The organism is Pseudomonas sp. S36 (genome assembly GCF_016647875.1).
GTDB classification, from domain to species: Bacteria; Pseudomonadota; Gammaproteobacteria; order Pseudomonadales; family Pseudomonadaceae; genus Aquipseudomonas; species Aquipseudomonas parafulva.
Genome location: NZ_JACVVG010000066.1, coordinates 1 through 19,434 on the forward strand (window position 1 = coordinate 1; position 19,434 = coordinate 19,434).

Sequence of the window (19,434 nt, forward strand, 5' to 3'; positions counted from 1 at the left end):
ACGGGAGCGGGCGGCTTTGGTTACTTTGGCCAAGACCAAAGTAACCCGCCGTAAGGGCGGAAAGGTGACTAAGCGCCACCCCCGCTAATGAATATCAACCCGCCTGAAGCGCAATACGCCCAATCAAACCTTCCCGGGACTCAGCACAGTATCCTTGGCCTCCCCCAACACCCCAGGATAATCCAACGTATAATGCAACCCCCGACTCTCCTTCCGCCGCATCGCCGATAAAATCATCAACTCCGCCACCTGCGCCAAATTCCGCAGTTCTATCAAATCCCTGCTCACCCGGTAATTACTGTAGAACTCGTCAATCTCATCCAGTAGCAGCCGTACCCGATGCTGGGCCCGCTGCAACCGTTTGCTGGTCCGTACGATCCCCACGTAGTCCCACATGAACCGCCGTAACTCGTCCCAGTTATGCGCAATGATCACGTCCTCGTCCGAATCCGTCACCTGGCTCGCGTCCCACCCCGGTAATGCCACCGGCATGGGCACCGCTTCCAGGTGCGCCTGAATGTCCGCTGCCGCCGCGCGGCCGTAGACGAAGCATTCCAGCAGCGAATTGCTGGCCATGCGGTTGGCGCCGTGCAGCCCGGTAAAGCTCGTTTCGCCAATGGCATAAAGCCCCGGCACATCCGTATGGCCACGCTCATCCACCATCACCCCGCCACAGGTGTAATGTGCCGCCGGCACCACCGGGATGGGTTGACGCGTGATGTCGATACCAAAGCCCAGGCAGCGCTCGTATACCGTCGGGAAATGGCTCTTGATGAACTCCGCAGGCTTGTGCGTGATGTCCAGGTACACGCAGTCCACCCCAAGGCGCTTCATCTCGTGGTCGATGGCCCTGGCCACGATGTCCCGCGGCGCCAGTTCCTCACGCGGGTCGAAACGCGGCATGAAGCGCTCCCCGTTGGGCAGGCGCAGCAGGGCGCCTTCTCCGCGCAGTGCCTCGGTTATCAGAAAACTCTTGGCTTGCGGGTGATAGAGGCAGGTCGGGTGGAACTGGTTGAACTCCAGGTTCGCCACCCGGCAGCCTGCACGCCAGGCCATGGCGATGCCGTCGCCGCAGGCACCGTCCGGGTTGCTGGTGTAGAGGTAAACCTTGGCTGCACCGCCTGTCGCAAGCACCGTGAACCGGGCGCCGTAGGTGTCGACCTGGCCCGTGTTGCGATCCAGTACATAGGCCCCCAGGCAACGCTCGCCGGCAAGGCCCAGGCGCCGCTCTGTGATCAGGTCTACCGCTACGCGCTGCTCCAGCAGCTCGATGTTGGGGCGCTGCCTGGCTTGCGCGAGCAGGGTGGTGAAGATGGCGGCACCCGTGGCGTCTGCGGCGTGGATGATACGCCGGTGGCTGTGACCGCCCTCGCGGGTAAGGTGGAACTCGAAGCCACCGTCGTCGACGCCGTGGTGGTCGTCCCGGGTGAACGGCACGCCCTGTTCGATCAGCCATTCGATGGCTTCGCGGCTGTGCTCGACGGTAAAACGCACGGCCGCTTCATTGCACAGGCCGCCGCCGGCATTGAGCGTGTCTTCGACGTGGGACTGTACGGTGTCGGTGTCGTCCAGTACCGCTGCTACACCACCCTGGGCCCAGAAGGTCGAGCCATTGGCCAGGTCGCCCTTGCTGAGCACGGCAACGCGCAGGTTGCCGGGCAGGTTCAGTGCCAGGCTGAGACCCGCAGCGCCGCTGCCGATCACCAGGACATCATGTTGGAATTGTTGGCTCATGTCGGGACACTAGTAATCTTCTGGAAGGGCGCGGCACAATAGTCACGCGCCGATGGCATTGTGAAACTATCGTGAACCTGGCCGGGTTGCCTTTATAGCAGCCTCAGGTAGCCAATTTCCATGCCACTTGCCAGGTAGCGGCAACCTTTGTGGGAACTTTCCGGCGTCGCCGGAAATCCTATGAAGGCTGCCTGCACGCCAACAATTTGCCGCGGCGACGCAGGGCGGTAGCTCCCAACGGGCTCACACCTGCGTATTCGTAACCTGATTATCGACGTTGCCGGTCAGTTCCGTGCTACGTCTTCCGTGCACGCCGATCAAGGGCTGCAGGAAACTTGCTTGGAGGGGAGAACTTTTGCGCAAAGCCCGAGTCTATGGTTGCAAGCCTGAGCGATGGCCATTGCAGCGCTCCTTCGAGTTTACCGAGGAGTGTTCATGCTAACCCAGGAAGAGGATCAGCAGCTTGTCGAGCGTGTGCAGCGTGGTGACAGGCGAGCTTTCGATCTGTTGGTGCTGAAGTATCAGCACAAGATTCTCGGGTTGATCGTGCGGTTTGTCCACGACACCCACGAAGCCCAGGATGTTGCACAGGAAGCGTTTATCAAGGCGTACCGTGCGCTTGGCAACTTTCGCGGTGACAGTGCGTTCTATACGTGGCTGTACCGTATCGCCATCAACACGGCGAAAAATTACCTGGTGTCACGCGGTAGGCGGCCACCAGACAGTGATGTGAGCTCCGAGGATGCGGAGTTTTACGATGGCGATCATGGCCTCAAGGATCTTGAGTCTCCAGAGCGCTCGTTGTTGCGGGATGAAATCGAAGGCACCGTCCATCGGACCATCCAGCAGCTCCCGGAGGACCTGCGTACGGCATTGACCCTGCGTGAGTTCGACGGCTTGAGTTACGAAGACATTGCCAGTGTCATGCAATGTCCGGTGGGTACCGTGCGCTCTCGGATTTTCCGCGCTCGGGAGGCCATAGATAAAGCCCTGCAGCCTTTGTTGCAGGAAACCTGAGACAGCGGCTACAGCCAAGAGAGGAACCGCCATGAGTCGTGAAGCTTTGCAGGAATCGCTGTCCGCGGTGATGGATAACGAAGCGGATGAACTGGAACTGCGTCGGGTGTTGAACGCCGTCGACGAAGCCGAAACCCGTGCCACCTGGTCGCGCTACCAGGTTGCCCGCGCAGCCATGCACAAGGAATTGTTGCTGCCTAATCTGGACATCGCCTCGGCCGTGTCCGCAGCACTGGCTGATGAGGCCGTGCCGGTCAAGGTCAAGCAAGGCCCATGGCGTACTGTCGGCCGTCTGGCTGTTGCAGCCTCCGTCACCCTTGCGGTACTGGCAGGTGTGCGCATGTACAACCAGGACGACATCACTGGTGCCGAACTGGCTGCCCAGCAACCTGTCCAGCAGGGTGTAACTGTTCCGCAGGCTCAGGGCCCGGCAGTGCTGGCTGGCTATAGCGAAAGCAGCGAGCAGGCTACCGGCCCGATGGCCAACGGTGTGTTGCAGAACCAGGCTGGCTGGGACCAGCGCCTGCCGGGTTACCTGCGCCAGCACGCCCAGGAGTCCGCGCTGAAAGGGACTGAAACCGCTTTGCCTTACGCTCGCGCAGCCAGCCTGGAAAACCGTTAAGTAGGGAGGACCATGCGCGCGCTACCCCTTCTGTCGCTGCTGGTCGGCAGCTGCATGGCGGTGCCAGCGTTGGCAGCCAACTCGTCGCCTGAGGCGAACGAGTGGCTGAACAAGCTGGCACAAGCCAAGCAAACCCAGAGCTATCAGGGCTCATTCGTCTACGAACGCAACGGTAGCTTCTCTTCCCACGGTATCTGGCACAAGGTCCAAGGCGGCAACGTCAGCGAGCGGCTGCTGCAGCTCGACGGCACCGCCCAGGAAATCGTGCGCGTCGATGGCAAGGTCCAGTGTGTAGGTGGCGGCCTTGCCAGTGATGTGACGGCGCCGCCCGACACTGCTCCGCGTGTGCTGGACCCTCTGAAACTGATGGGCTGGTACGACTTGGCCATGTCGGGCAAGTCTCGGGTTGCTGGGCGTGATGCCGTGGTTGTCACCCTCACGCCACGCGACCAGCACCGCTACGGTTTTGAACTGAATCTGGATCGCCAGACCGGCTTGCCGCTTCGCTCGCTGATGCTCAACGAGAAAGGCCAACTGCTGGAGCGCTTCCAGATGACCCGCCTTGAGGCCAAGGTGCCTTCTGATAACGATCTGCACCCCAGCGCTTCGTGCAAGCCGGTTGCGGCCGCCGCGCCAGCGCGCAGCCCTGTGTCTGGCTGGCGCTCGGACTGGCTGCCGCCTGGCTTCGAGCTGATCAACAGCGCCGTTCGTCGCGAGCCAGGGAAGGGCAGCACGGTGAGTACCCTGATGTATGACGACGGCCTGGTCAGGTTCTCGGTGTTCCTTGAGCCTGTGAAGGACGAAGGCGGTGCCGATGTTCGTACCCAGTTGGGCCCGACCTCAGCGGTGTCGCGTCGCCTGAATACGCCGAAGGGCAAGGTGATGGTAACCGTGGTAGGGGAAATACCCCTGGGCACAGCAGAGCGCGTGGCATTGTCGATGCGGCCGCAGGATGCCCAGGCCAGTCAATGACGGCGGGCGCTGCACGCACGCTGTGCAGGCTTTTGAAACGAAATTAACGCATTGTCATTTGCAATCCGTCGGCAAATTTTCTATAGGTCAGGCTTCTGGGAGCCTGACCTTTTGCTGCGTCGTGCAGGGGCCTTTCTAAACTACCGCTCGTTGTGACGGGAGCCGTATGTCAATACCACGCTTGAAATCCTATCTATCGCTGTTCGCTGCTGTGCTGATGCTCGGCCAGGTGCTGACCGCCCAGGCCGAGGAAGCCCTGCCGGACTTCACCACGCTGGTCGAGCAGGCTTCGCCGGCTGTGGTCAACATCAGTACCAAGCAGAAGCTTCCGGACCGCCGCATTGCCGCTGGGCAGATGCCTGACCTCGAAGGCCTGCCGCCGATGTTCCGCGAGTTCTTCGAGCGCAACATGCCCCAGCAGCCGCGCTCCCCGCGTGGCGATCGCCAGCGCGAGGCGCAGTCGCTCGGTTCGGGCTTCATCATTTCCAGCGACGGCTATGTGCTGACCAACAACCACGTGGTGGCCGATGCCGACGAAATCATCGTGCGCCTGTCTGACCGCAGTGAACTGCAGGCCAAGCTGGTAGGTACCGACCCGCGCACCGACGTAGCCCTGCTCAAGGTCGAGGGCAAGAACCTGCCGACCGTCAAGCTGGGGGATTCCGAAAAGCTGAAGGTCGGTGAGTGGGTGCTGGCCATCGGTTCGCCGTTCGGCTTCGATCACTCGGTCACCAAAGGCATCGTCAGCGCCAAAGGCCGGACCTTGCCCAACGATACCTACGTGCCGTTCATTCAGACCGACGTGGCCATCAACCCGGGTAACTCGGGTGGCCCGCTGTTCAACATGAAAGGTGAGGTAGTGGGCATCAACTCGCAGATCTTCACCCGTTCCGGTGGTTTCATGGGCCTGTCGTTCGCCATCCCGATCGACGTGGCCATCGACGTGTCCAACCAGCTGAAAAAAGACGGCAAGGTCAGCCGTGGCTGGCTGGGTGTGGTTATCCAGGAGGTCAATAAGGACTTGGCCGAGTCGTTCGGCCTGGAAAAACCCGCCGGTGCCCTGGTGGCCCAGGTTCTCGAAAACGGCCCGGCAGCCAAGGGTGGCCTGCAGGTAGGTGATGTGATCCTCAGCATGAATGGTCAGCCGATTGTCATGTCTGCCGACCTGCCGCATTTGGTCGGTGGCCTGAAAGACGGCGAAAAGGCAAAACTGGACATCATCCGCAATGGCAAGCGCCAGACCCTGGATATCAGCGTGGGTGCACTGCCGGATGACGATGCCGATATCGCCCCTGGCAGCGACACCAGCGTGGAACGCAGCAGCAACCGCCTGGGTGTTGCCGTGGCGGACTTGACCGCCGAGCAGAAGAAGTCCCTGGAGCTCAAGGGCGGCGTGGTTATCAAGGAAGTGCAGGATGGCCCGGCAGCCATGATTGGCCTGCGTCCAGGTGATGTCATCAGCCACCTGAACAACCAGGCCATCGGTTCGGCCAAGGAGTTCACGCAGATCGCCAAGGAACTGCCGAAAAACCGTTCGGTGTCGATGCGGGTGCTGCGTCAGGGGCGCGCCAGCTTCATCACCTTCAAGCTCGCTGAATAAAGCGTTTTCACAGGCGAAGAAGGGCAGCGATGGCTGCCCTTTTTCATGAATGTTCACAATTGGGCTGACGGATGCCGCCGACGGTTGGGCAGAGGAATCTCCCATCTGCCAGCTGCTTAAGGTACAATTGCCGGCTATTTTTCGGCGGGCGTCCGGCTCGCAGCCTTTTCGAGTGTTGACCTGTGAGTGATTTGAGTCATATCCGCAATTTCTCCATCATCGCCCACATCGACCATGGCAAGTCGACGCTGGCCGACCGTTTCATTCAGATGTGCGGTGGCCTTACCGCGCGCGAAATGGAAGCCCAGGTCCTCGATTCCATGGACTTGGAGCGCGAGCGCGGCATCACCATCAAGGCCCACAGCGTTACGCTCAACTACAAGGCCCAGGACGGTAAGGTCTACCAGCTCAATTTCATCGACACCCCCGGCCACGTCGACTTCACCTACGAGGTGTCGCGTTCGCTGGCAGCCTGTGAAGGTGCCTTGCTGGTGGTCGACGCGGGCCAGGGTGTCGAGGCCCAGTCCGTTGCCAACTGCTACACCGCCATCGAGCAAGGCCTTGAGGTCATGCCGGTGCTGAACAAGATGGACCTGCCCCAGGCCGACCCGGACCGGGTGAAGGACGAGATCGAGAAGATCATCGGCATCGATGCTACCGACGCCGTGGCCTGCAGTGCCAAGAGCGGCATGGGCGTGGACGAAGTGCTCGAGCGCCTGGTGCATACCATCCCGGCACCCGAGGGCGACATCGACGCGCCGTTGCAGGCGCTGATCATCGATTCCTGGTTCGACAACTACCTGGGCGTGGTTTCGCTGGTGCGTGTGCGCCATGGCCGCGTCAAGAAAGGTGACAAGATCCTGGTCAAGTCCACCGGCAAGCTGCACCTGGTCGACAGCGTCGGTGTGTTCACCCCGAAACACACCCAGACCGCCGACCTGAAGGCAGGCGAGGTAGGTTTCATCATCGCCAGCATCAAGGACATTCATGGAGCGCCAGTGGGCGACACCCTGACGCTGTCCTCCACGCCTGAAGTGCAGGTGCTGCCAGGCTTCAAGAAAATTCAACCGCAGGTCTACGCCGGCCTGTTCCCGGTCAGCTCCGATGACTTCGAAGATTTCCGCGACGCGTTGCAGAAACTCACGCTGAACGACTCGTCGCTGCAGTACATGCCGGAAAGCTCCGATGCACTGGGCTTCGGTTTCCGCTGTGGCTTCCTGGGCATGCTGCACATGGAGATCATTCAGGAGCGCCTGGAGCGTGAGTACGACCTGGACCTAATCACCACGGCGCCCAGCGTAATTTACGAGCTGGAACTGAAAACCGGTGAAACCATCGTGGTCGACAACCCGTCGAAGCTTCCGGACGTCTCCGCCGTCACGGACTTCCGTGAGCCGATCGTCACCGCGACTATTCTGGTGCCTCAGGAACACCTGGGTAACGTGATCACGCTGTGCATCGAAAAGCGCGGCGTGCAGCGTGACATGCAATTCCTCGGTAGCCAGGTGCAGGTGCGCTACGATATGCCGATGAACGAGGTGGTGCTGGACTTCTTCGACCGCCTCAAATCCACCAGCCGCGGCTATGCTTCGCTGGATTATCATTTTGATCGCTATCAGTCGGCCAACCTGGTCAAGCTGGATGTGTTGATCAACGGTGACAAGGTCGACGCCCTGGCATTGATCGTGCACCGCGACAACGCAGCCTACAAAGGCCGTGCGCTGACCGAGAAGATGAAGGAGCTGATTCCTCGGCAGATGTTCGATGTGGCGATCCAGGCAGCCATTGGCGGCCAGATCATTGCCCGGACCACTGTCAAGGCACTCAGAAAGAACGTACTGGCCAAATGTTACGGTGGCGACGTTAGCCGTAAGAAAAAGCTGCTGGAGAAGCAGAAGGCCGGTAAGAAACGCATGAAACAGGTGGGCAACGTGGAGATTCCACAAGAAGCCTTCCTCGCCGTGCTCAGGTTGGATAGCTAGGTCCTATGTCGCTAAATTTCCCGCTGTTGCTCGTCATCGCCGTTTTCGTATGCGGTCTGCTTGGCTTGATCGACCTGCTGTTCCTGGCGCCGCGGCGTCGTGCAGCCATCGCCAACTATCAGGGCAGCGTAAGCCAGCCGGAAGTAGCGGTGGTAGAGCGCCTGAACAAGGAGCCGTTGCTGGTCGAGTACGGCAAGTCGTTCTTCCCGGTGTTGTTCATCGTGCTGGTGCTGCGCTCGTTTCTGGTTGAGCCGTTCCAGATCCCTTCGGGGTCGATGAAGCCGACCTTGGAAGTGGGCGACTTCATCCTGGTGAACAAGTTCTCCTACGGCATTCGCCTGCCGGTGATTGACAAGAAGGTGATCGAAATCGGTGACCCTCAGCGGGGCGATGTGATGGTGTTCCGCTACCCGAGCGATCCGAATGTCAACTACATCAAGCGTGTGGTTGGCCTGCCAGGTGACCAGATCCGTTACACCAATGACAAGCGTCTGTTCGTCAATGGCCAGCCCATTGCCGAGCAACTGGTGGGCACCGAGCCGGGCACCTTGGGTAGCGCAGAGCTGTACAAGGAAAAACTCGGTGCTGCCGAGCACCTGATCCGCAAGGAGATGAGCCGTTATCGCATGCCACCGGACCAGCAATGGACCGTGCCGGCAGGCCATTACTTCATGATGGGCGACAACCGCGACAACTCCAACGACAGCCGCTACTGGGATGACCCGAATATTCCCAAAGAGCTGCACGGCATGGTTCCGGACCGCAACATTGTCGGCAAGGCCTTTGCCGTCTGGATGAGCTGGCCAGAGCCGAAACTCAGCCACCTGCCCAACCTTTCGCGGGTCGGCCTGATCCATTGATACCCTTCGGCGCTGTCCAGCAGACAGCGCCGAATGCATTTCTGACATAGGCTGTGTCTCAGGGATGGGAGATTCGCCGCACGTCGCGGCCGCCACAGCCAAACAGTCTTTCAGGATGTTGATTTGAACAACGCGTTTAACAACGATCGGGTGGTCGCATGAGTGCTTCCCTTGCCCATCTGGAGCGAAAGCTCGGTTACACCTTCAAGGACCAGGACCAGATGCTCCTGGCCTTGACCCACCGCAGCTACGCCGGGCGCAACAATGAGCGACTGGAGTTTCTAGGCGACGCCATTCTTAATTTCGTTGCGGGCGAGGCACTGTACGAGCGCTTCCCGCAGGCCCGCGAGGGCCAGCTGTCGCGCCTGCGGGCACGGTTGGTCAAGGGTGAAACCCTGGCCCGCCTGGCCCGTGGTTTTGACTTGGGCGAATACCTGCGCCTGGGCTCCGGTGAGCTCAAGAGCGGCGGCTTTCGCCGGGAATCGATCCTGGCCGATGCCCTGGAAGCCCTGATTGGCGCCATCTACCTGGATGCCGACATGGCAACCGCCCGCGAGCGTGTGCTGGCGTGGCTGGCCAACGAATTCGAAGGCCTGACGCTGGTCGATACCAACAAAGACCCGAAAACCCGCCTGCAAGAGTTCCTGCAGTCGCGCAGCTGTGAGCTGCCGCGTTATGAAGTGGTGGATATCCAGGGCGAACCCCATTGCCGTACCTTCTTCGTCGAATGCGAAGTGGTGCTGCTGAACAACAAGAGCCGTGGTCAGGGCGTCAGCCGGCGTATCGCCGAGCAAGTCGCTGCCGCGTCCGCATTGATCGCCCTGGGCGTGGAGAATGGCAATGACTGAGAACACCCCGACCCGTTGCGGCTACGTCGCCATCGTTGGCCGGCCGAACGTCGGCAAGTCGACGCTGCTCAACCACATCCTGGGTCAGAAGCTGGCCATTACCTCGCGCAAGCCGCAGACCACACGCCACAACATGCTCGGCATCAAAACCGAGGGTGACGTGCAGGCCATCTACGTCGATACCCCCGGCATGCACAAGGCCAATGATAAAGCCTTGAACCGCTACATGAACCGCAACGCCTCGGCCGCCCTGAAGGATGTCGATGTGGTGATCTTCGTGGTGGACCGTACCCGTTGGACAGACGAAGACCAATTGGTGCTCGAGCGCGTGCAGTACGTGACCGGGCCGGTCATCCTGGCGGTCAACAAGACCGACCGCATGGACGAGAAGGCCGAGCTGATCCCGCACCTGCAATGGCTGCAGACGCAATTGCCGAATGCCGAGATCGTGCCTATTTCTGCGCAGCAGGGGCATAACCTCGAGTCGCTGGAGGCGCTGATCGCCAAGCACCTGCCGGAAAACGAACATTTCTTCCCGGAAGACCAGATCACTGACCGCAGCAGCCGGTTCCTGGCCGCCGAACTGGTGCGTGAGAAAATCATGCGCCAGCTGGGTGCAGAACTGCCCTACCAGATCACGGTCGAGATCGAGGAATTCAAGCAGCAGGGCCACGTGCTGCACATCCATGCGCTGATCCTGGTCGAGCGGGATGGCCAGAAGAAGATCATCATTGGCGACAAAGGCGAGCGTATCAAACGCATCGGCTCCGACGCACGCAAGGACATGGAAGTGCTGTTCGACGCCAAGGTCATGCTCAACCTGTGGGTCAAGGTGAAGGGCGGCTGGTCTGACGATGAACGTGCCTTGCGCTCGCTGGGTTACGGCGACCTCTGACGCTGTTGCAATAGCGGCTTGCCCCACGGCCTAGCCGCTTCCCTAGGGCTCGAAACCTCGAGCAAGTGACCCTCCATGGAACAACCAGTCGGGCAGCCTGCCTACGTGCTGCACAGCCGGGCCTACAAGGAAACCAGTGCGCTGGTGGACTTCTATACCCCGCAAGGGCGCGTACGTGCGGTTCTGCGCCGTGCGCGGGGTAGGGGTGGCAGCCTGGTGCGCCCCTTCGTCCCCCTGGAAGTCGAGTTGCGCGGGCGGGGTGAACTAAAGACCGTCGGCCGGCTGGAAGGGGCCGGCACTGCGCTCTGGCTGCATGGTGATGCGGTATTCAGCGGTTTGTACCTCAACGAGCTGCTCATGCGCCTGCTACCGGCCGAGGCGCCGTCCCCCGAACTGTTCGACCACTATGCCCAGACCCTGCAGGCGTTGATGGCCGGGCGCGCGCTGGAACCGCTGCTACGGGCATTTGAGTGGCGGCTGTTGGATGAGCTGGGCTATGCCTTCTCGCTGCAAAACGACGTCAATGACCAGCCTATTGCTGCCGAGGGCCGTTACCGCCTGCAGGTGGATGCGGGCCTGGAGCGGGTGGAGCTGGTACAACCTGGCCTGTTTGGCGGCGCCGAATTACTGGCGTTGGCCGAGGCTGACTGGGATGTACCCGGTGCACTGCTGGCTGCCAAGCGCCTGATGCGTCAGGCGCTGGCGGTTCACCTGGGGGCAAGGCCGCTGGTTAGCCGTGAACTGTTTCGCAAGCGCTGATCACGACGTATGCTGTAGCGCTCAAACTTAGGAGAGCGTTTCGTGACTCACAGCAACCGCATGCTTCTCGGCGTCAATATCGACCACGTGGCAACCCTGCGTCAGGCCCGAGGCACGCGCTACCCTGACCCGGTCAAGGCAGCCCTGGACGCCGAGGAAGCAGGCGCCGATGGCATCACCGTGCACCTGCGAGAAGACCGCCGCCACATTCAGGAGCGCGATGTGCTGCTGCTCAAGGACGTGCTGCAGACGCGCATGAACTTCGAGATGGGCGTTACCGAAGAGATGATGGCGTTCGCCGAAAAACTCCGCCCCGCCCACATCTGCCTGGTGCCCGAGACGCGTCAGGAACTCACCACCGAGGGTGGCCTGGACGTGGCCGGGCAGGAAGCGCGTATCAAGGCCGCGGTCGAGCGCCTGGCCCGCACAGGGGCAGAAGTGTCGTTGTTCATCGATGCTGACGAGCGGCAGATTGAAGCTTCACGCCGGGTCGGCGCCCCTGCCATCGAGTTGCACACCGGTCGTTATGCCGATGCCCACACGCCCACCGAGGTGGCTCAGGAGCTTGAGCGTATTGTGCAGGGGGCCGCATTCGGTATTGACCAGGGCCTGATCGTAAATGCCGGCCACGGGTTGCATTACCACAATGTCGAAGCCATCGCTGCGATCAAGGGAATCAACGAACTGAACATTGGCCATGCCTTGGTGGCTCATGCCCTGTTCGTTGGTTTCAAGGCTGCGGTTGCGGAAATGAAAGCGCTGATTCTTGCTGCATCGCGCTAACCATCAGTTGCGGCCTGCCGGGCAATTCACTTGCGCGCCAGCAGGGTTGCCCGGCGTGGCGCTGGCAGCCCTTCCACGGTCTTGCCATGGTCGTCAGGGTCGAGGAAGTCGCTGAGCGACTGGTAGCGCATCCACTCGGTGCTGCGCTGTTCCTCCACACTCGTGACGCTGACATCGACGCAGCGCACATCGCTGAAACCGGCGCGCCGCAACCAGCGCGCCAACGCCGGTACCGACGGCAGGTACCACACGTTGCGCATCTGTGCGTAGCGGTCTTCTGGCACCAGCACCTGCTGTTCGTCACCCTCGATCACCAAGGTTTCCAGCACCAGTTCGCCCCCTTTGACCAGGCAATCCTTGAGTGCCAGCAGGTGCTCGATGGGCGAGCGGCGGTGGTAGAACACACCCATGGAGAAGACCGTATCGAACCCCTCCAGGTTGGCCGGAAGGTCTTCCAGTGCGAACGGCAGGTGCCAGGCGGGCAGCTCTGGCAGGTAGCGCTGCACGGCCTGGAACTGGCAGAAGAACAGCCAGTTGGGGTCGACACCCACCACCAGTTCGGCCCCCGCGCCCAGCATACGCCATTGGTAATAACCATTACCGCAGCCCACATCGAGCACGCGCTTGCCCTTCAGGTTCAGGTGCGGGCCCACCCGCGACCACTTCCAATCCGAGCGCCATTCAGTGTCCACATGCACGCCGAACAGGTCGAAGGGCCCCTTGCGCCAGGGTGAAAGCCCCATCAGTGCCTGGCGCATCTGCACGCGGCTGGCGTCATCGCAGGCGCAATCCAGGCGCAGGCCATTGACCAGGTCGACCTCGCTGGCCTGCAGGGCAGGCAGGGCGTCGAGTGCGCCCCGCCAGCGGTCCAGGTCACCGTGGCCTTTTTCCAGTTTTGCATCCAATTGCGCTTGCAGGCCTTGCGACCAGCTAGCCAGGGGCGTGCTCGCCAGGCGGCGGACAAGGGGGGAAAGATCAATCATGGCAGGGCTATCAACGAGGCAAAATTAAGGCATTGGAACCAGGGCACCACCTTGGAAAAACCGGCCGCCAGCAGGCGCTTGCGGTGGGTGTCCAGCGTGTCCGGGCGCATCACGTTTTCAATGGCACTGCGCTTCTGGGCGATTTCCAGTTCGCTGTAGCCGTTGGCACGTTTGAAGTCCAGGTGCAGGTCGTTAAGTAGGCGCTGTTGCTCGGCATCGGCGAAACAGAGCTTTTCGGACAGGATCAGGGCGCCCCCGGGCAGCAGCGACTGGCGGATACGCGCTAGCAGCTCCAGACGTTGGTCCGGGGCGATGAACTGCAGCGTGAAGTTCAGCGCCACCACCGATGCAGGCTCGAACGGCAGTGTGAGGATGTCGGCTTCCAGTACCTGCACGGGCAACAGTTCCTGGAACATCGAGTCCTGGGCCGTGAGGTACTGGCGGCAGCGTTCGACCATGGCGGCAGAATTGTCCACCGCGATCACCCGGCAGCCGTCGCTGCGCACATGACGGCGCAGCGCCTGGGTGACTGCCCCCAGCGAGGCGCCAAGGTCATACAGGGCAGTGCCGGGCTGGGCGAAGCGTGCGGCCAGCACGCCCAGGTTCTCGACGATGGTCGGGTAGCCGGGGACCGAGCGCTTGATCATGTCCGGGAACACCTGCACCACGTCTTCGTTGAAGACGAAGTCGGGCACCTGCTCCAGGGGCTGGGCGAAGAGGCGGTCGGGTTGTTGGCTCACGGCGGGCTCGATGCGCGGTAAAACGGGGGCGTATTTTATCGAATGGGCAGGTTTCTTGCCATGGCAACCTTTCTGGGGATCGCTGTTCATACCCGCTGCAGTGAAGTTTCACACACCGCTAAGTTAGCCAGATGAATGTGGCGCGTGCACGAAAGTTTGATACTCCGCGCTCAATGTCCTGATGAATGATTAATCACGGACCTCATCGAGTGATAGGTGGTATTGCCATGCAGGAAGAATTACCCATAGAGCAGATGGATAATATTTCCATCGTCAAAACATTGCCCGCACAGTATTTCGCTTTTATAGAAAACCGGCTGGAGGGTGGTCAGCAGGTGGGCACATTGCTGACCGCTGAGAACCTCAAGGCCATCAAGCAGTATGCCAATCAAGTGCATCAGTTACCCCGAACGCAGGCAGAGATCGAAAGTGATTTTGACTATGCAAGCCTGGGGCTTGATGCCACCAAGGTCTACGACCTCTATGTGGCGTTACACCGGCATGTCTATGAGTGGGACATCCTGGAGCGAACCATCAAACAGCTTGGCCCCGAGATCGAGTCATTCGCCGACAGCCTGGTTAACCGCGGTGGCACCCTGCTGAACAACCTGGAAAACAGTGATGTGTTCCACGCACTCAAACAGCGTAAGGCCGAGCAGGGTGAGGATGTCTACACCCACTCATTGAGCGAGGACGAGCGGGCTCAGGTCGCCGCTATCCTGGCAGTCGGTATCAATGAAATCGTTCGGGAGATCGAGGACACCCGTCGGCGCATTGATGACGTCGACAAGCGGGCCAACTGGTTCAACAACGAGATCAAGCGCGAGCTGAAGCCCCGTATGGTAAGGCTGTTGAGGCACTTCGACGACAATGTCTCTCTCGCCGACGTCATCGAGCGCCGCAAGCAGCTCGATCAATGGGATGAGCAGATCGAGCAGTTGAAGTCGGAATACGATGCCAATGTCGGGTACGCCTTCACCGGTATTGCACTGGGCCCCATCGGCTTGATTATCACCGGTGGTGTGTTTGGCGACAGGGCCGAAAAAATTCGCAAGCGCAAGAATGCCTTGATCGAGGAGCGTGACGAACTGGCTGGCCGGCTTGGGAAAATGGTACCAGCGATGGAAGATTTCGAGCGGGTCTCGACGCTGGTCAGGGACTTGCAGTTCCGCTGCAAGGACCTTTCCGCCGCCACCAAGCGCCTGGCTGATGTGTGGTTATACCTGGCTTCCTACGCCAAGAACTCCGTAGAAGAAGCCAAGGCGTTGGATAACATTACGCAGCTCGAGTCGTTTGTTCACGATTTTTCAGAAGTCATCAAGCCCTGGACCAAGATCGGCAACATTTGCCATACCCTGTCGGAAGTGTTCAATGAACTGATCGACGAATATGAGGATGCCTAACATGGATGTTATCAACCTGAAAACCGCCTTGCCTGATTTCCTGAAGATGCAACAGGTGCAGGATCAGATGTTCGAGCTGATCAATACGTGGGACGGCCATGTACTTACGCGGGTGCGGGAACAACTTGATGAATTGCGAAACTTGCTGTTGCTGGTGGAGCGCTCGTTCAAGGAATGCCTGATCGGCGGTATCGTCCTGCTGGAGGACCGGCATTTTGCCCCCTCCACGCGCACCGGGGATGCGCCCTCCAGGCTGGGGAGCGTGCTGACCCGGCTCAACCAGCACCATGCGACCTTGGCTCGCTTCAACCTGCGGCTGGAGCTTTACTCGCTGTCGGCCCTGCCTGAATCGCTGGCACACCTGCAATCACGCGCCACGCGCCTGGAGGAGCAAGCGGCCGGGTTTGACCTGAGGCTGGTGACGCTGCGAGAGCAGCGCGCCGCCGTGGTGCAGGCTATCCAGGTTTTCGAACGGCCTTCGGTCGCCAGCGCCTTCAAAGGCCTGATTCCCAGCGATGAGGAAATCGACCAACTGATGGGGCTGATCAAGGACCCGAAGGTCGATGCCGGGTTGCTCAAGTCGGTAACGGCCAAGCTGGCCAAGTATGCTGATGTGTTGGAAGGTGGCAGAACCTTCAACGACCTGAGCAACGCCCATGCACGCTTGCAGGTGAAGATCGACGAAGCTTCAAACGACCTGCAGTTGGTGCAACGTGCATTGCAGGACGCCAAGACCGAACTGCAAGCCGTCACCGAGCTTTCTGGCCTTGACGCCTTGAAGCAGGCGTGGCTGGATGAACTGCGCAAGGTTGAAGAGCACTGGCAGGCACAGGCCGAAAAACTCACTGCGGGCATGGCGTTGGAGGCTGCAACGCAGGCGCTCCACGACCTTTGCGATTACCTCAAAGCAGTACAGCAGGCCTATGACCGCAGTTGAACGCTCAGCGCACCACGACCTTGCAGTCGAAAGTTTGTACGGGGGGCACCTGTTTTTCCCAAGGCCGTTGATACACCAGCCGTAAAACGGCTTTGCCCGGGGTGCTGGCCTGGAAGCGCCAGGTCGAAAGGCCGGCGCTGCCCACCACGTCTTCTTCGTGTGGGGCGCTGTACACCTCCGGGCCCAGGCTTTCGAGCGCCGGTTGGGCAACTGACTCCACCTGCCATCGGTAGCCGGTAGACGGGTTGCTGGGCAGGGACAGGCTCAGGGCTTGGCCCACCTTCAGGTACACGGGGCATTCGCTCTCGGCATCAAGCTCGATGGGCTGGGGAGGGTGCTGCGCGCAGGCAGACAAAAGCAATAGCCCCACAGGGGCAAGCAGGCGATAGCTGGACATAGCGGCTCCAGAGGCTGGCGACGGTCTGAGAATAACCGATTGTTGCATCCACTGAGCGGTCGAATGGGTAAAAGGGCTGCACGAGCAGCCCTTTACAAATGTCAGAACAGTATCTTGGCCACGTCGGCAAAGCGCTTGGCAAAATGCACTGTCAGCCCTTCACGCAGGTAGTCCGGTAGCTCTTCGAAGTCTCCACGGTTGGGCTCAGGCAGGATCAATTCGTAAATTTTCTGCCGGCGTGCCGCAATCACTTTTTCCCGCACGCCACCAATGGGCAGTACCTGGCCGGTCAGGGTCAGCTCGCCCGTCATGGCAACCCCCTTCTTCGGCGCCTGGTCCCGGGCCAGTGACAGCAGGGCACTGGCCATGGTGATGCCAGCGCTCGGCCCATCCTTCGGCGTTGCACCTTCGGGCACGTGCAGGTGGATGAATGCCTCGTTGAAAAAGCCCGCGTCACCGCCAAACTGCTTGAGGTTGGAACTGACATAGCTGTAGGCGATTTCGGCAGACTCCTTCATGACGTCGCCCAGCTTGCCGGTGAGCTTGAACCCACGGCTGAGGGTGTGGATGCGTGTCGCCTCGATCGGCAGGGTGGCGCCACCCATGCTGGTCCAGGCAAGGCCGGTGATCACGCCTTTGCCTGCCAGAACCTGCTCGCTGCGGAATACGGGCATGCCCAGCGCAGCTTCCAGGTCCTTGGGGCCAATCTTGAGCTTGGCGGTGGGGTCTTCCAGCAGCTTGACCACGGCCTTGCGTACCAGCTTGCCCAGCTGTTTTTCGAGCTGCCGCACGCCGGCCTCTCGTGCGTAACCTTCGATCACCGTGCGCAGCGCGCTGTCGCTGATGCTCAGGCTGGTCTTGGCCACACCGGCCTTTTGCAGCTGTTTGGGCCACAGGTGACGCTTGGCGATGGCCAGCTTTTCTTCGGTGATATAGCCGGAAAGCCGGATTACCTCCATACGGTCGAGCAGCGGCCCTGGGATAGAGTCGAGGGTGTTGGCGGTACACACGAACAACACCTTCGACAGGTCCAGGCGCAAGTCCAGGTAATGGTCCAGGAAGTCGACGTTCTGCTCCGGGTCCAGGGTTTCCAGCAGGGCCGAGGCTGGGTCGCCCTGGTAGCTCTGGCCCATCTTGTCGATCTCGTCGAGCATGATCACCGGGTTCATCACTTCGACGTCTTTCAGCGCCTGTACCAGCTTGCCGGGCTGTGCGCCAATGTAGGTGCGCCGGTGCCCCTTGATTTCTGCTTCGTCACGCATGCCGCCGACACTGAAGCGATAGAACGGCCGGCCCAGGGATTCGGCGATGGACTTACCGATGCTGGTCTTGCCGACCCCGGGCGGGCCCACCAGCAGCACGATCGAACCGCTGATTTCGCCTTTCCAGGCACCGACGGCCAGGAACTCGAGGATACGTTCTTTGATGTCACCCAGGCCGGCGTGGTGCGCATCGAGCACCTTGCGGGCATGCTTGAGGTCGAGCTTGTCGTCGCCATACACGCCCCAAGGCAGGGCAGTGGCCCAGTCCAGGTAATTGCGGGTGACGGCATATTCAGGCGAACCGGTTTCCAGAATGGCCAGCTTGCCCATCTCTTCATCAATGCGTTTGCGAGCCTGGGCCGGCAGCGTCTTGCCTTCGAGGCGCTGTTCGAACTGCTCCAGGTCGGCGCTGCGGTCGTCCTTGGTCAGGCCCAGTTCCTGCTGGATGACCTTGAGCTGTTCCTTGAGGAAGAACTCGCGCTGGTGCTCGCCGATCTGCCGGTTGACCTCGGCGGAGATCTCGTTTTGCAGGCGCGCGACTTCCACCTCTTTGCGCAGCATGGGCAGGACCTTCTCCATGCGCTTGAGCATGGGCACACAGTCAAGCACTTCCTGTAGCTGGCCGCCCGTGGCCGAGGTGAGTGCGGCGGCGAAGTCGGTGAGCGGCGAAGGGTCGTTGGGGCTGAAGCGGTTGAGGTAGTTCTTCAGCTCCTCGCTGTAAAGCGGGTTGAGCGGCAGCAGTTCCTTGATCGCATTGATCAGGGCCATGCCGTAAGCCTTGACCTCGTCGGTGGGGTCGGCTGGCTGGCGTGGGTATTCCACCTCCACCAGATAAGGTGGGCGATGGTGCTTGAGCCAGGTGCGGATGCGTACCCGGGTGAGGCCCTGGGCCACGAACTGGAGTTTGCCGTTCTCGCGGCTAGCGTGGTGCACCTTGACCAGCGTGCCGTACTCGGGCAGCGCCTTGGTGTCGAAGTGGCGATGGTCTTCAGCTGGGGTGTCCATGAAGAACAACGCCAGGCTGTGGTCAGGCGACTTGGCCACCAGGTCCAGGGTTTCGGCCCAGGGCTCTTCGTTGACGATGACCGGCAGTACCTGTGCGGGGAAGAACGGGCGGTTGTGAATCGGGATCACATAGACCTTGTCCGGCAGTTGCTGGCCGGGCAGGGCCAGGGCGTGGCTGGTGCCAGGCTGGGCTGTGGTGTGTTCGACTTCAGCGTGGTCGTCGGGGTGTTCGGGGAGATCCTGCTGGTCGCTCATGGGGCACCTGCGTGAATGACTATGGTGCTTAGATGGGGCAGGGGGCCAAGGGTTTCAAGCGGCTGGCTGGATCGGTGCCTGATGGCGGGGGCTGGCTGTGTGATTGCATGGGGCTGAAGCCTGAAGCTCTGCTGCATTCCGCCCTTGCAGCGGCTCCCTTTTTGTTCTGGCTGTGCGGACCGGATACAGTGTGGACACCTGTGCGGGAACTGGGTTGACACATTAGGGGCCGTACATTCATAGCATAAAGAAACCAAAAACCGGGCGCTCCCGTCATCAAGATCCATTGCAGCAGCGACCTTAAATATATCCGTGTACTAACTGAAGGCACTCGACCGCTCTTGCTTCTAAGCGCGCGATAGTTCAGGCAACACAGATTG

At 60.7% G+C, this 19,434-nt stretch carries 17 protein-coding genes; 12 read left to right on the forward strand and 5 right to left on the reverse strand.

The features are described 5' to 3' along the window. Window positions 1–123: 123 nt before the first annotated feature. A complete protein-coding gene (nadB, locus tag IAE36_RS22160) occupies window positions 124–1,734 on the reverse strand; it encodes an L-aspartate oxidase (protein WP_201214761.1) in 1,611 nt (536 codons plus the stop codon). A gap of 435 nt (window positions 1,735–2,169) precedes the next feature. On the opposite strand from nadB, the gene rpoE reads away from it, so the two are divergent. From rpoE to pdxJ, 10 genes are all read left to right on the forward strand, one after another. Further along, on the forward strand, window positions 2,170–2,751 hold the full coding sequence (rpoE, locus tag IAE36_RS22165; RefSeq protein ID WP_003252049.1) for an RNA polymerase sigma factor RpoE: 582 nt from the start codon (window positions 2,170–2,172) through the stop codon (window positions 2,749–2,751). A gap of 31 nt (window positions 2,752–2,782) precedes the next feature. Continuing rightward, window positions 2,783–3,373, forward strand: a complete 591-nt coding sequence (locus IAE36_RS22170) for a sigma-E factor negative regulatory protein (RefSeq protein WP_060483077.1) — start codon at window positions 2,783–2,785, stop codon at window positions 3,371–3,373. 12 nt (window positions 3,374–3,385) lie between these two features. Next, on the forward strand, window positions 3,386–4,345 hold the full coding sequence (locus IAE36_RS22175; RefSeq protein ID WP_201214764.1) for a MucB/RseB C-terminal domain-containing protein: 960 nt from the start codon (window positions 3,386–3,388) through the stop codon (window positions 4,343–4,345). A 217-nt stretch (window positions 4,346–4,562) separates the two neighbouring features. After that, window positions 4,563–5,945 carry a DegQ family serine endoprotease gene (locus IAE36_RS22180; RefSeq protein WP_371262518.1) on the forward strand — a complete coding sequence of 461 codons (1,383 nt, stop codon included), beginning with the start codon at window positions 4,563–4,565 and terminating at the stop codon, window positions 5,943–5,945. A 182-nt stretch (window positions 5,946–6,127) separates the two neighbouring features. After that, entirely contained in the window at window positions 6,128–7,927 is a 1,800-nt protein-coding gene (gene lepA / locus IAE36_RS22185; RefSeq protein WP_028633678.1) for a translation elongation factor 4, read from the forward strand. Between the two features lie 5 nt (window positions 7,928–7,932). Further along, window positions 7,933–8,787, forward strand: a complete 855-nt coding sequence (gene lepB / locus IAE36_RS22190) for a signal peptidase I (RefSeq protein ID WP_060483079.1) — start codon at window positions 7,933–7,935, stop codon at window positions 8,785–8,787. 158 nt (window positions 8,788–8,945) lie between these two features. After that, a complete protein-coding gene (gene rnc / locus IAE36_RS22195; RefSeq protein ID WP_060483080.1) occupies window positions 8,946–9,635 on the forward strand; it encodes a ribonuclease III in 690 nt (229 codons plus the stop codon). Next, entirely contained in the window at window positions 9,628–10,530 is a 903-nt protein-coding gene (gene era / locus IAE36_RS22200; protein WP_028633675.1) for a GTPase Era, read from the forward strand. Before rnc ends, era begins: the two co-directional genes overlap by 8 nt. Window positions 10,531–10,605: 75 nt before the next feature. After that, the gene (gene recO / locus IAE36_RS22205; protein ID WP_201214767.1) at window positions 10,606–11,289 is read left to right on the forward strand and encodes a DNA repair protein RecO; all 684 of its coding nucleotides are present in this window, start codon (window positions 10,606–10,608) and stop codon (window positions 11,287–11,289) included. Window positions 11,290–11,349: 60 nt separating this feature from the next. Then, complete coding sequence (gene pdxJ / locus IAE36_RS22210) at window positions 11,350–12,072, forward strand: pyridoxine 5'-phosphate synthase (protein WP_236407300.1); 723 nt, start codon at window positions 11,350–11,352, stop codon at window positions 12,070–12,072. Between the two features lie 26 nt (window positions 12,073–12,098). Here pdxJ and cmoB read toward each other — a convergent pair whose 3' ends face one another. Together cmoB and cmoA are read right to left on the reverse strand one after the other, a co-directional pair. Beyond that, window positions 12,099–13,055 carry a tRNA 5-methoxyuridine(34)/uridine 5-oxyacetic acid(34) synthase CmoB gene (gene cmoB, locus IAE36_RS22215; protein WP_201214770.1) on the reverse strand — a complete coding sequence of 319 codons (957 nt, stop codon included), beginning with the start codon at window positions 13,053–13,055 and terminating at the stop codon, window positions 12,099–12,101. Beyond that, complete coding sequence (cmoA, locus tag IAE36_RS22220) at window positions 13,052–13,795, reverse strand: carboxy-S-adenosyl-L-methionine synthase CmoA (RefSeq protein WP_201214778.1); 744 nt, start codon at window positions 13,793–13,795, stop codon at window positions 13,052–13,054. The genes cmoB and cmoA overlap by 4 nt, the downstream gene beginning before the upstream one ends. Window positions 13,796–14,022: 227 nt before the next feature. Between cmoA and IAE36_RS22225 the strand changes: the two genes are divergently transcribed. Continuing rightward, window positions 14,023–15,198, forward strand: a complete 1,176-nt coding sequence (locus IAE36_RS22225; RefSeq protein ID WP_201214786.1) for an alpha-xenorhabdolysin family binary toxin subunit A — start codon at window positions 14,023–14,025, stop codon at window positions 15,196–15,198. Between the two features lies 1 nt (window position 15,199). Next, entirely contained in the window at window positions 15,200–16,135 is a 936-nt protein-coding gene (locus IAE36_RS22230; protein ID WP_201214792.1) for an alpha-xenorhabdolysin family binary toxin subunit B, read from the forward strand. 4 nt (window positions 16,136–16,139) lie between these two features. Here IAE36_RS22230 and IAE36_RS22235 read toward each other — a convergent pair whose 3' ends face one another. Both IAE36_RS22235 and lon read right to left on the reverse strand, forming a co-directional pair. Further along, a complete protein-coding gene (locus IAE36_RS22235) occupies window positions 16,140–16,532 on the reverse strand; it encodes a protease inhibitor I42 family protein (RefSeq protein ID WP_201214793.1) in 393 nt (130 codons plus the stop codon). Window positions 16,533–16,633: 101 nt separating this feature from the next. After that, entirely contained in the window at window positions 16,634–19,054 is a 2,421-nt protein-coding gene (gene lon, locus IAE36_RS22240) for an endopeptidase La (RefSeq protein WP_201214795.1), read from the reverse strand. Window positions 19,055–19,434: the final 380 nt, after the last annotated feature.

Bases quoted from the DNA above. Each gene is read 5' to 3' on its own strand.
- nadB (WP_201214761.1), bottom strand. From the start codon at position 1,734: ATGAGCCAACAATTCCAACATGATGTCCTGGTGATCGGCAGCGGCGCT.
- rpoE (WP_003252049.1), top strand. From the start codon at position 2,170: ATGCTAACCCAGGAAGAGGATCAGCAGCTTGTCGAGCGTGTGCAGCGT.
- IAE36_RS22170 (WP_060483077.1), top strand. From the start codon at position 2,783: ATGAGTCGTGAAGCTTTGCAGGAATCGCTGTCCGCGGTGATGGATAAC.
- IAE36_RS22175 (WP_201214764.1), top strand. From the start codon at position 3,386: ATGCGCGCGCTACCCCTTCTGTCGCTGCTGGTCGGCAGCTGCATGGCG.
- IAE36_RS22180 (WP_371262518.1), top strand. From the start codon at position 4,563: ATGCTCGGCCAGGTGCTGACCGCCCAGGCCGAGGAAGCCCTGCCGGAC.
- lepB (WP_060483079.1), top strand. From the start codon at position 7,933: ATGTCGCTAAATTTCCCGCTGTTGCTCGTCATCGCCGTTTTCGTATGC.
- rnc (WP_060483080.1), top strand. From the start codon at position 8,946: ATGAGTGCTTCCCTTGCCCATCTGGAGCGAAAGCTCGGTTACACCTTC.
- era (WP_028633675.1), top strand. From the start codon at position 9,628: ATGACTGAGAACACCCCGACCCGTTGCGGCTACGTCGCCATCGTTGGC.
- recO (WP_201214767.1), top strand. From the start codon at position 10,606: ATGGAACAACCAGTCGGGCAGCCTGCCTACGTGCTGCACAGCCGGGCC.
- pdxJ (WP_236407300.1), top strand. From the start codon at position 11,350: ATGCTTCTCGGCGTCAATATCGACCACGTGGCAACCCTGCGTCAGGCC.
- cmoB (WP_201214770.1), bottom strand. From the start codon at position 13,055: ATGATTGATCTTTCCCCCCTTGTCCGCCGCCTGGCGAGCACGCCCCTG.
- IAE36_RS22225 (WP_201214786.1), top strand. From the start codon at position 14,023: ATGCAGGAAGAATTACCCATAGAGCAGATGGATAATATTTCCATCGTC.
- IAE36_RS22230 (WP_201214792.1), top strand. From the start codon at position 15,200: ATGGATGTTATCAACCTGAAAACCGCCTTGCCTGATTTCCTGAAGATG.
- IAE36_RS22235 (WP_201214793.1), bottom strand. From the start codon at position 16,532: ATGTCCAGCTATCGCCTGCTTGCCCCTGTGGGGCTATTGCTTTTGTCT.
- lon (WP_201214795.1), bottom strand. From the start codon at position 19,054: ATGAGCGACCAGCAGGATCTCCCCGAACACCCCGACGACCACGCTGAA.